The sequence below is a fragment of the Prevotella sp. AGR2160 genome, from assembly GCF_000424185.1.
Classification (GTDB): domain Bacteria; phylum Bacteroidota; class Bacteroidia; order Bacteroidales; family Bacteroidaceae; genus Prevotella.
The window spans coordinates 186868-197522 of the sequence record NZ_AUJK01000004.1 but is presented as its reverse complement, the minus strand read 5'-3'; the positions used below and the strand labels follow the sequence as shown (position 1 = coordinate 197522).

General features: G+C 51.0%; 10 protein-coding genes. 2 read left to right on the top strand and 8 right to left on the bottom strand.

What is annotated here, in order from left to right:
• Positions 1 to 315 (top strand): IS30 family transposase (locus G604_RS0104805; protein WP_028909565.1); only part of this gene is annotated, 315 nt, incomplete at its 5' end.
• A 21-nt stretch (positions 316 to 336) separates the two neighbouring features.
• On the opposite strand, the gene G604_RS14975 is transcribed toward G604_RS0104805, so the two are convergent.
• From G604_RS14975 to gltX, 4 genes are all read right to left on the bottom strand, one after another.
• On the bottom strand, positions 337 to 876 hold the full coding sequence (locus G604_RS14975; RefSeq protein ID WP_155941855.1) for a TonB-dependent receptor plug domain-containing protein: 540 nt from the start codon (positions 874 to 876) through the stop codon (positions 337 to 339).
• A 122-nt stretch (positions 877 to 998) separates the two neighbouring features.
• Positions 999 to 1226, bottom strand: a complete 228-nt coding sequence (locus G604_RS15165; protein ID WP_155941854.1) for a hypothetical protein — start codon at positions 1224 to 1226, stop codon at positions 999 to 1001.
• A 355-nt stretch (positions 1227 to 1581) separates the two neighbouring features.
• Positions 1582 to 2817, bottom strand: coding sequence for a 3-deoxy-D-manno-octulosonic acid transferase (locus tag G604_RS0104790; protein ID WP_028909562.1), 1236 nt, complete (start codon positions 2815 to 2817; stop codon positions 1582 to 1584).
• 3 nt (positions 2818 to 2820) lie between these two features.
• Positions 2821 to 4338 carry a glutamate--tRNA ligase gene (gltX, locus tag G604_RS0104785; RefSeq protein ID WP_028909561.1) on the bottom strand — a complete coding sequence of 506 codons (1518 nt, stop codon included), beginning with the start codon at positions 4336 to 4338 and terminating at the stop codon, positions 2821 to 2823.
• Positions 4339 to 4448: 110 nt separating this feature from the next.
• Between gltX and G604_RS0104780 the strand changes: the two genes are divergently transcribed.
• On the top strand, positions 4449 to 6500 hold the full coding sequence (locus G604_RS0104780) for an HD family phosphohydrolase (RefSeq protein WP_028909560.1): 2052 nt from the start codon (positions 4449 to 4451) through the stop codon (positions 6498 to 6500).
• A 90-nt stretch (positions 6501 to 6590) separates the two neighbouring features.
• Here G604_RS0104780 and G604_RS0104775 read toward each other — a convergent pair whose 3' ends face one another.
• The 4 genes from G604_RS0104775 to G604_RS0104760 form a co-directional block, all read right to left on the bottom strand.
• On the bottom strand, positions 6591 to 7115 hold the full coding sequence (locus tag G604_RS0104775) for a nitroreductase (RefSeq protein WP_028909559.1): 525 nt from the start codon (positions 7113 to 7115) through the stop codon (positions 6591 to 6593).
• A 102-nt stretch (positions 7116 to 7217) separates the two neighbouring features.
• Positions 7218 to 8417: a MalY/PatB family protein gene (locus tag G604_RS0104770; RefSeq protein WP_028909558.1), complete on the bottom strand. Its 1200-nt coding sequence runs from the start codon at positions 8415 to 8417 to the stop codon at positions 7218 to 7220.
• Between the two features lie 10 nt (positions 8418 to 8427).
• A complete protein-coding gene (locus G604_RS0104765) occupies positions 8428 to 9276 on the bottom strand; it encodes a DUF3737 family protein (protein ID WP_028909557.1) in 849 nt (282 codons plus the stop codon).
• Between the two features lie 195 nt (positions 9277 to 9471).
• Positions 9472 to 10506, bottom strand: coding sequence for a malate dehydrogenase (locus G604_RS0104760; protein ID WP_028909556.1), 1035 nt, complete (start codon positions 10504 to 10506; stop codon positions 9472 to 9474).
• Between the last annotated feature and the right edge of the window lie 149 nt (positions 10507 to 10655).

Here is a 10655-nt window from a genome sequence, read left to right as displayed (position 1 = left end):
GTACACCTGCTTGAACCCTATAAATATTTGATCAAAACCATTACCACTGATAATGGCTCAGAGTTCTTCTGTCATGAGTATATTACCAAGAAACTTGGTGCCAAGGTATACTTCGCTGATCCTCATGCTCCATGGCAAAAGGGACTCATTGAAAACACAAACGGACTCATCAGACAGTATATCCCCAAGGGGACCGATTTTGACAATGTCAGCCAACAAAAAATCAAGGAAATACAACGGCAAATTAACACAAGACCAAGAGCTAAATTGAAATTTCTCTCGCCTGATGAAGCCTTTGTCAAAAATATTGCTTAAATTTGCACTTGCTAGTTGAATTCACCTGATACCTATGCGGGTATAAGGGTTAACGTTTGTGAAATACTGATTTTCATCCGTTGTTTGTTTCCATGTATCCGCCAGATAGGAATACTGATTGATCTGTTTGTTGTCCGGTGTATGCGTATAGTCTCCATACAGGAAGCCGTTAATATCCAGGCCGCCCTTACGATAGTTACCTTGAAAGGATTCATAGGAGCTCAGACGCCCATCCTCATTGACACAGAAAGAAGTGTTGTTATCAAAGCTGAAGCCTTCGCCCTGTATTTTTTTTGTGGTGATGCGGATGACGCTCTTCACGCTGGCATCATAACGGGCACCGGGATTAGTAATGACCTCGATCTTCTGAATATCACTTGGCTGTAGGCGTTCCAACTCCATATTGTCCTGCATCTTGCGTCCATTAATGTAAATAACGGGTGTGCCTCTTCCAAAGACTTCTATCTGTCCGTCTTGGGCAGACACTGCGGGGATACGAGAAAGCAACTGCCCCATGTTGGCAGTCTTCTCCAGTATACTGCCGGCCACAATCGTTGACATTCCTTCTCCATTCAGCCTTGTTTGCGGTAAGTGGCTTTTGACATATTTCACTTAGATATTTTCAGAAAACATATCCGGGCTTCGGCGGAGCATGATGAATCATGTCCCAACAGCAATTCTGTTTAAAAGCGGATACCAAACACGCCCGTTATTCCACGATAGTCCGGGATACCGGAAGTATGCGAATTACTATATTCATACCCCAGGCCGAGATACGGGACAATGCGGTGGTTGGGCTTGTTCTGCGAGAGGATCAAGTCGGTGTCGTAGGTCGTGTTTTTCCAGTCAGCATGGCCTACACTGTTGGTAACCCGTCTCCCAACCTTTGTTCTTTGTTGTTGCCATACCACCTATAGATAACACGTAATTGTTTTTAAACGACTTGCTCTCCAGACTGGTGTTCTGGGAGAAAGCGGGCATTGATAAAGTCAATGCCAGCGCAAACAGTACCAACTTACTTTTCATACCTTTTCCTTTAAAAGTTAGATGAATACTGCAAAGGTATATAAAAATTACGAAATAGGAGTAAACTGTCCAAAAAAACGAAATTTCTTCGAAAATTGGCGATTGTATTGACAAAATTAGAAGAAAAAGACAGAGTAACAGATCAGACATATATTTAGCGCAGTATATGTAAAATCTGTTACTCTGTCTTTATTGCGGTTAGGACGGCCACAAGGGCCGCCCCTACGGTGAATCATGCGATTAGAATTTTACGTTGTCGAGCACCCGTTGTGTCGCGCCGCAGAGGCTGGCCACAAAAGTGCCGGCTTTCTTTCCGGCCTGTTCCGCCTGAACAGGATCAGCGATGAAAGCATCCATGATGCGGGAGAAATCGGCATCGTTTTGTATCTCGAAGCCGCCGCCACTCTTCAGCAGTCCCTGTGCTTCCTGGAACCGCTTGTTGTTAGGACCGAAGATCACGGGGATGTCCCATACGGCAGCCTCGAGGGTGTTGTGGATACCCACGCCGAAACCACCGCCGACATAACTCACGGTGCCATAGTTGTAGACACTGCTGAGCAGACCGAAGCAGTCGATGATGAGACAGTCGGCTGCAGCGGCCTCCTCCGGTGTCGTCTGCGTATAGCGTACGACCTTTCTGTCCAGTAAGGCGAGAATCTGTTTCAGGTGATCCTCACCGATGACATGGGGCGCGATGATCAGTTTCCAGTCCTTATGACGATTGAAATACTTGATGAAGATCTCCTCATCGGGCGGCCACGAGCTGCCGGCGACAAAGACGGGCGGTTGTTCCTTGGTTCCCTTTCCTACGAAAGCCTCTACGATCGGCAACTGTTTCGCTGCCGCCTTGATCTGCATGACACGGTCGAAGCGTGTGTCGCCGACGACCTCCGCATTTGTGATACCGATAGAGGCCAGCAACTGGCGGCTCTCCTCGTTCTGCACGAAGAACTCCGTGAAGCATTTTAACACACGGCCGTAGCCGAGCTTGCCATACCATTTGAAGAACACCTGTTCGGGCCGGAAGATACTGCTCACGCTGTAGGTCGGCACGCCGCGGTGCTTGAGAATATGCAGGTAGTTGTACCAGAACTCATACTTGATGAAGAAGGCCATGACGGGCCGCACGAGGCGCAGGAAGCGGATGGCGTTCAGGCGCGTGTCGATGGGCATATAGCAGATGATGTCGGCACCCTGATAGTTCTTCCTCACCTCATAGCCGGAGGGAGAGAAGAAAGTCAGGAGAATCTTGTATTCCGGATGGTCCCGACGGATCTGTTCCATCAGCGGGCGTCCTTGCTCAAACTCTCCCAGCGAGGCGGCGTGAAACCAGATGTAACGGGCGTGGGGATCGACCTTCTTCTTCAGTACACGGAAGGCGTCGCGCTCGCCCCGCCACATCAGCCTGACCTTCTTGCTGAAGAGGCTCGCCACGGCGACGCCCATCAGCATGAAATAGGTGATCAGATCGTACATAGCCTATCCTAATACGTCTATAGCCCGCTGGAGGCGCTTCAGCGTCTCCTCCTTGCCGAGGAACGCGGAGATGTCAAACATGCCAGGGCCTTTGCCGATACCGACGAGGGCGAGACGGAAGGCGTTCATCACGTCGCCGAGCTTATAGCCTTTATCCTCCACCCATTTCATCACGACGGGCTCCTGGCCTTCCACAGTAAAGTCATCGATGCCTTCAAGGACGGTCTTCAGCTCCGTCATCTGTTGCTTGCTGTAGTCTTTCCAGCGTTTCTTCACCGTCTTCTCGTCATACTCCGTAGGCGCGATGAAGAAGAAGGAGCAGAGGGGCCAGAGCTCCTTGACGAAGTTCACGCGGTCCTTCATCATGTGGACGACCTCAGTGATGCGCTCCATAGACGCATCAACACCATTATTGGCGACAATGGGGGCAAAGAGCTTAGCAATCTCCTCGTCGCTCTTGCGGAGAATATACTCGTGGTTGAACCAGATGCCTTTCTTATAGTCGAACTTCGCACCGCTCTTCGAACACTTTGTGATGTCGAAAGCCTTCACGAGCTCGTCGAGGCTGAAGATCTCTTGGTCGGTACCTGGGTTCCAGCCGAGCAGGGCGAGGAAGTTGATGACGGCCTCGGGGAAATAGCCGCTCTCACGGTAGCCCGTAGAGACCTCGCCGGTCTTCGGATCATGCCATTCCAGGGGGAAGACAGGGAAGCCGAGACGGTCACCGTCACGCTTGCTGAGCTTGCCCTTGCCTTCCGGCTTCAGCAACAACGGAAGATGGGCGAAGCGCGGCATCGTATCCTCCCAGCCGAAAGCACGGTAGAGGAGAACATGCAGCGGAGCACTCGGCAGCCACTCCTCACCACGGATGACGTGGGTGACTTCCATGAGGTGATCGTCGACGATGTTGGCCAAATGATAGGTTGGCAGCTCGTCAGCACTCTTGTAGAGGACTTTATCATCGATGATGTCACTCTTGATCTTGACATCACCGCGGATCATATCGTGGACATGGACTTCCTCTCCGGGCTCGATCTTAAAGCGGACGGTATACTGCTTGCCGTCATTGATCAGTTGTTCAACCTCTTCCTTCGGCAGGGTCAGTGAGTTGCGCATCTGCATACGCGTGTGGGCGTCATACTGGAAGTTCTTGATCTCCTCGTGCTTCTTTTCCAGCTCCTCAGGAGTATCGAAGGCGATATAGGCCTTGCCGGCATCAAGGAGCTGCTTGACATATTTCTTATAGATGTCACGGCGCTCGCTCTGGCGGTAGGGACCATGGTCACCGCCAATGCCGACACCCTCATCGAACTTGATGCCGAGCCATTTGAATGACTCGATGATATAGTCTTCGGCGCCGGGGACGAAACGGTGACTGTCGGTATCCTCGATACGGAAGATCAGATCACCGCCATGCTGACGGGCAAAGAGATAATTATACAATGCTGTACGGACGCCGCCGATATGCAGAGCACCCGTAGGACTTGGCGCAAAACGCACCCTAACTTTTCTTTCTGACATAGCTTATATAAATAGCTTAAATATAATTTTCTGCAAAATTAATCCTTTTTTTCGAGTTTTGGATATTTTTTTTGTACTTTCGCAACATCAAATGTAGAATAGGACGTTTTATGAATATTTTCAAGCACCAGAAGTCCTTCTCGTGGCAGAATTTCTTCTCCCGCATCGGACTCGTCTTCGTCACCGTCGCTGTCATTGTATGGTTCCTGCCCCGCAACGAGGGCCGGCAGTTCCGCTATGATATCGGCAAGCCGTGGATGTATAACTCCTTCATCGCTAAGTTTGATTTCCCCGTCTACAAGACTGATGAGGCCATCAAGCATGAGCGTGACTCCATCCTGCAGACCTTTCAGCCTTATTTCAACTATGACCCGAGAGTGGAGCAGCAGCAGATCAGCCGATTCCTCAATGACTATAAGGATGGTGTCGCCGGACTGCCCGACGGTTATATGAATGCGATCGTCGACCGTCTCCACCGTCTCTATCAGGCTGGTATCATGAGTACGCCGGAGTATAATATGAATTTTCGAGATACGATGAGCATGATCCGTATCGTTGTGGGCAATAAGGCTCAGCCGACGATGGTGAGCTGCGTCTATTCCACCCTCAACGCCTACGAGAAACTCTACCGCGATGAGTTACTGTCGAAAGAGCGGCCCATCATCCAGCGCATGAATCTCAATGATTATCTCCAGCCGAACCTGATCTTCGACCAGAAACGAAGTGACACGGAGCGGAATGATTTGTTGAGTTCCATACCGATCGCTTCGGGAATGGTGCTGAGCGGTCAGAAGATTATCGACCGTGGTGAGATCGTCAACGATTATGATTACCGTGTCCTCAATTCTTTTGAGAAGGAGATGAAGCGGCGCAGCGCTACGAAACCCGAGATTACATCGACGGTCATCGGCCAGTGTCTCTTTGTGGCAATGCTCGTCATCCTCCTTACGGCCTATCTCGCCCTCTTTCGGAAGGACTATTTTGAGAAGTCAAGGAAAATCGCCATGCTCTATCTGCTTATCACGATCTTCCCGATCTGTGTGTCGCTGATGATGTCTCATAACTTCTTCAGTGTCTATATTCTTCCCTTTGCTATGGCACCGATGTTCATCCGTATCTTTATGGATTCCCGTACGGCTTTTATCGGACACGTCACGATGGTCCTCATCTGTGCCGCTGCCGTAAAATACCAGTATGAGTTCATTATCGTACAGCTCGTTGCCGGTCTCGTGGCCATCTACTCCTTGAGGGAACTCACAAACCGAGCGCAGGTCTTCAAGACGGCGATCTGGGTGACCATCGCCAGTGCTGCCGTCTATTTCGCTATGCAGCTGATGCAGAACAGCAATATGATTCTCTTGGACAGTAACATGTATGTTCACTTCCTTGTCAATGGCGTGTTCCTGCTCCTCTCCTACCCGTTGATGTACCTTATCGAAAAGGTCTTCGGCTTCACCTCTTCCGTGACCTATTTCGAGTTGTCTAATACGAATCGCGGTGTGCTGCGCAGTCTCTCGGAGATTGCTCCGGGAACTTTCCAGCATTCTGTTACCGTTGGTAACCTTGCTGCCGAAGTGGCCAGTCGTATCGGGGCCAAGAGTCTTCTCGTTCGTACCGGTGCCCTTTATCATGATATCGGTAAGATGATTAATCCGGTCTATTTCACGGAGAATCAGGCAGGTGTTAACCCTCATGATAACCTGACGTGTCTGCAGAGTGCAAAGATCATTATCAGTCATGTCACGGAAGGCGTGAAACTCGCAGATCAATATAATATTCCAACTATCATCAAGGACTTTATCCTCACCCACCATGGCAAGGGCGTCTGCAAGTATTTCTATATAAAATATAAAAATGAGCATCCTGATGAGGAGGTTGATCCCACACCGTTTACCTATCCTGGCCCGAACCCGTCAACGAAGGAACAGGCTATTCTGATGATGGCAGATGCGGTGGAAGCCTCCTCTCGTTCCCTTTCCGAATATACGGAGGAGAGCATCAGCAGTCTTGTCAACAAGATTATTGATGGCCAGGTCGCCGACGGTTTCTTCCGTGAGGCCCCCATCACTTTCCGTGATATCGCCATGGCAAAGGAGGTGCTTATCGAGCGCCTTAAAGCTATCTATCACACACGAATTCAGTACCCGGAATTAAAGAAATGACTTCAAAAAAATAGGGGCGACCAAAATGGCCGCCCCTATCTGTAGCGTGTGATGATCCTATCTCGTTGCGGATCATGATGAATCATGTCCCTACTTGATGATGCGGTAATAGTCCTCTTTGCGCGGCTTGACGGTGTGGGGGTGTGAGGATGCATAGCCGAGGGCGAGGCTTCCGACACCGATGAGGCCGTCGGGAAGTCCCCACTGTTTCATGAACTGCTGCATCTCTGGGTAGTTGACCATTTGGTCGACGCGGTTGATCCAGCAGGAGGCGAGGCCCGTGGCATGAGCGGCGAGCATCATCGTCCCGAGGATGAGACTACCATCCTTGACATTGTTGTCACAGTCTTTCTCGGCGAAGACATAGACTTGTGTCGGTGCGCCATAGAAAGGATCAGAGGTGACACCCATGATCTCGGCATTAATCTTCGAGAGGGTAGCACGCTGGTCGGCATTCTGTACGGCGACGATAAATGGTTCCTGGGAGCCATGGCCTGTGGGAGCCCATGTACCGGCCTCAAGGATAGTCTTCAGTTCTTCGTCCGTGATCTGCTCGGGTTTGAAGCGCCGGATGGAGCGGCGCTCACGGATGGCTTTTAATACTTCGTTTTCCATATTGTTCGTTTCTTTTTGCGTTCATACTGGGGGAACTTGCGCTTGCAAAGCGCAAGCACATGACGGCATGCCCATTGTGGCGGAACATGATGAATCAAGTCCCTACATGGGGCAGCCGAGGTCTTCCTGATCCTGAGAATATTGGCTGAGGATACGGCCCATGCGGATGAGGCCTTTCTTCAGCGTCTCGCGCGGACAGGCGAGATTGATGCGCAGATAGCCCTCGCCACTCTTGCGGCCGTAGAGGGTGCCACTGCTGAGGAATACCTTTCCGTCGTGGAGGAGTTTCTCGTAGGCCTCGTCACTCGTGAGCTCATAGCCCATGATGTCGAGCCAGGCGAGATAGGTGCCTTCGAGGCGTACGACTTCTATCTGTGGCAGTTCCTCATAGATGAATTTCTTCAGATACTGGTAGTTCTCCCAGATATACTCGTTGAGCTGGTCGAGCCACTCGTCACCATTATTGTAGGCGGCCTGTAGGGCAATGACGCCGAAGGGGTTGACATCGCAGACTTCATAGATATTGATGACGCGGTCGATGCGGCGACGAATATCCCGGTCCTTGCAGATGATGTTGGCAATCTGCAGTCCGGCGATGTTGAAGGCCTTCGACGGGGAGTTGAGAATAATGGCCTCGTCCTGCGCTTCCTTGCTGATGGTGGCGAAGGGTGTGAAATGGTTGCCGGGCATGATGATCTCGCCGTGAATCTCATCACTGATCACCCTCACGTGGTGCTTGCGGCAGATATTGAACATCCATGTCAGTTCTTCCTGTGTCCAAACGCGGCCGCAAGGGTTGTGAGGGTTACAGAGCAGAAAGACGGTGACCTTGTCATCAGCTGCCTTCCGCTCGAAGTCCTCAAAGTCAATCTTATAGGTGTCACCATCACGTTTCAGCTCGTTCTCTACGACCTCACAGCCTTGGTTGCGGATACTGGAGAAGAAACAGTTGTAGGCAGGAGTCTGCAACAGAACTTTCTCGCCGGGGAGGGTGAGGGCCTTGATGGCGCAACTCACGGCGGGGACGACACCGGAGGTATAGAGAATCCAGTCGCGCTGGACCTTCCAGTCATGGCGCCGTTTAAACCACGCGATGACCGACTCGTAGTAGCTGTCGGGCACGAGGGTATATCCGAAGACGGGGTGGTCGATGCGGGCGCGGAGGGCCTCGGTGATGGCGGGACATACCTCAAAGTCCATGTCGGCGACCCAGAGGGGGATGACATCGTCGTCTTTTGCCAAATCCCATTTGTAGGAGTTGGTGCCCCGGCGGTTGATGATCTTATCGAAGTTATATTTCATTTTTACTTCTTTACTTTTTTACTTCTTCTATCTTGCAGTCGTGACCTTTGGCGAACTCGGTGTAGGTGACGCTGCCGATATGGTCGGCGACGATACGGCCGCTGATGGGGTTCTTGATATTCGTGATGGAGCCCTTGATCTGCGCGTCGATGTTCGAGCAGTCCTCAAAGGCGCGGTCACAGGCCTCGTCAAACGTGCAGTCTACGAGGGTGACATGATCCATATAACATAATGGCTGCTCACCGGAGATATGGCAGCGTACGAACTTGATGTTCTTGCTGTGCCAGGCGAGGTACTCACCGTTGAGCTCCGAGTCGTAGACAACGACATTGTCACACTCCCAGAAACTGTCCTTCGTGGTGATCTTCGCGTGGTGCACCTCGACATTCTGGCAGTACTGGAAGACGTACTTGGCATCGCTCTTCAGTCCGTCGACATAGATGTTCTTACTGAACATGAAAGGGTATGTGCCCTGATGGAGCTCTACATTCTTAATCTTCAGTCCGTCGACACGCCAGAATGTCTCATCGGCGTCATTGATCTTGACATTCTCCAGAGCGAGGTTCTTCATCTCGCGGAAGAATTTCGGTCCGTCGATGACAGAGTCCTTCATTACCATGTCATTGCTGTACCAGATGGCAGAGCGTGACTCCGGCGCAAAATAACAGTTGGAGATTCGACTGCGGTCAACATGCCACCATGGATATTTGCCGTAGAATTTAGAGTCCTCGCATTCGAGGTCGTGACAACATTTAATACCCGACTCACCATCGGTGATCGTGATATTTCTCAGTTTGAGATCGTGGGCGCCGAAGAGAGGGCGCTCACCGCCATAAGTTTTTCCTTGAATAGTTTCCATTGTCAAATATGTAAAATTACGGCTGCAAAGGTACAAACATTATGCCAAAGGGACAAACCCGAGTTGCGGATTGATTTACCCGAATTGAGAGAAATAGAAAACCCCTCTGTCGCAATACTTGTCATATTGATGACAGCCTCGCAAACAGAGGGGATAAGTGTTATTCAGACAACCCCTTACGGGGCAGGAATCTCATTACAGGTTCTTGTTGTCCTCACCCCACTTGTCTACCGGGGGAACGATGCCGAGGTCGATGACTTCCTGACGCATGTCGCAGAGGTGCTTGTAAGACTTCTGCAGGTCAGCCATCTCCTCTTCAGTACCTGTCGGCGTAGTGTAGTGAACACCCGTCTTGTCGATCGTTGTAGGCAGAGCCATCATGACATTCTTGATGCCGAGCTCAGGCAGGTTGGCATAGCAGCCAGCGGGGAGTGTGAAGGGCTCGCCACCCATAGCAGCCTCGATCATCTTCACAGCGTTGTAAGCCGGGCTCTGGAAAGAGCTACGGCCACGGAGTTTGATGATACGGCTACCACCCTGTGTGGTGATCTGCTTGATCTCTTCCCAGCGGTCCTTGCTCAGACCCATCTCAGACAGCGGCTTGCCGTCGATCTTTACCTGAGAAGCGAAGACAGCCATCTGCTCGCCGTGGCCACCATAGGTGTGAGCGCCGGTGACCTTGTCCTGCTGAACGCCGAACTCGTGAGCCAGGGCCTGCTGCAGACGAGTAGAGTCGAGGGCAGCGAGAGAGGTCAGCTGGTTGGGCTTCAGACCGGAGTGAATCAGTGTTGTCAGAGCGGTGACATCAGCAGGGTTGAAGATGACAACGACGTGCTCAACATCGGGGCAGTACTTCTTGATGTTCTCACCGAAGTCAGCAGCGATCTTGCAGTTACCCTTGAGGAGGTCCTCACGGGTCATGCCAGCCTTACGGGGAGCACCACCAGAAGAGATGATGTACTTAGCGCCGGTGAAGGCCTTCTTGGCAGCTTCTGCCACCTTCTCGGGGTTGTTCATATCCTCCACGGCAGGAGCATAGTAAGAGAGGTTAGCGCCAGGGAAAGCGCACTGCTCCATCTCGTCGAAGACACCGTGTACACCCGGCTCATAGATATCATAGAGGCAGATGTTCGGAGTCAGACCGAGCGTAAGGGCTGTCTGTACCATGTTGGAACCAATCATACCGCCGGCACCGACGATAAGGAGCTTGTCATTTGTTAACCATTTCATAACTACGTATATTTTAAAATTGTGAATAACTTCCTTTTCAAACGCACCGCAAAGTTAGCAAAAAGTTTTTGCTTTTCATCTTAATAATGTTCAATGTAATGTTATTTTTTCTGAAAAATCCCGTTGTTTGATAGATACAGATGACAAAA

Bases quoted from the DNA above. Each gene is read 5' to 3' on its own strand.
- G604_RS0104775 (WP_028909559.1), bottom strand. From the start codon at position 7,115: ATGGAAAACGAAGTATTAAAAGCCATCCGTGAGCGCCGCTCCATCCGG.
- G604_RS0104765 (WP_028909557.1), bottom strand. From the start codon at position 9,276: ATGGAAACTATTCAAGGAAAAACTTATGGCGGTGAGCGCCCTCTCTTC.
- G604_RS0104790 (WP_028909562.1), bottom strand. From the start codon at position 2,817: ATGTACGATCTGATCACCTATTTCATGCTGATGGGCGTCGCCGTGGCG.
- G604_RS0104760 (WP_028909556.1), bottom strand. From the start codon at position 10,506: ATGAAATGGTTAACAAATGACAAGCTCCTTATCGTCGGTGCCGGCGGT.
- G604_RS14975 (WP_155941855.1), bottom strand. From the start codon at position 876: ATGTCAACGATTGTGGCCGGCAGTATACTGGAGAAGACTGCCAACATG.
- gltX (WP_028909561.1), bottom strand. From the start codon at position 4,338: ATGTCAGAAAGAAAAGTTAGGGTGCGTTTTGCGCCAAGTCCTACGGGT.
- G604_RS0104780 (WP_028909560.1), top strand. From the start codon at position 4,449: ATGAATATTTTCAAGCACCAGAAGTCCTTCTCGTGGCAGAATTTCTTC.
- G604_RS0104770 (WP_028909558.1), bottom strand. From the start codon at position 8,417: ATGAAATATAACTTCGATAAGATCATCAACCGCCGGGGCACCAACTCC.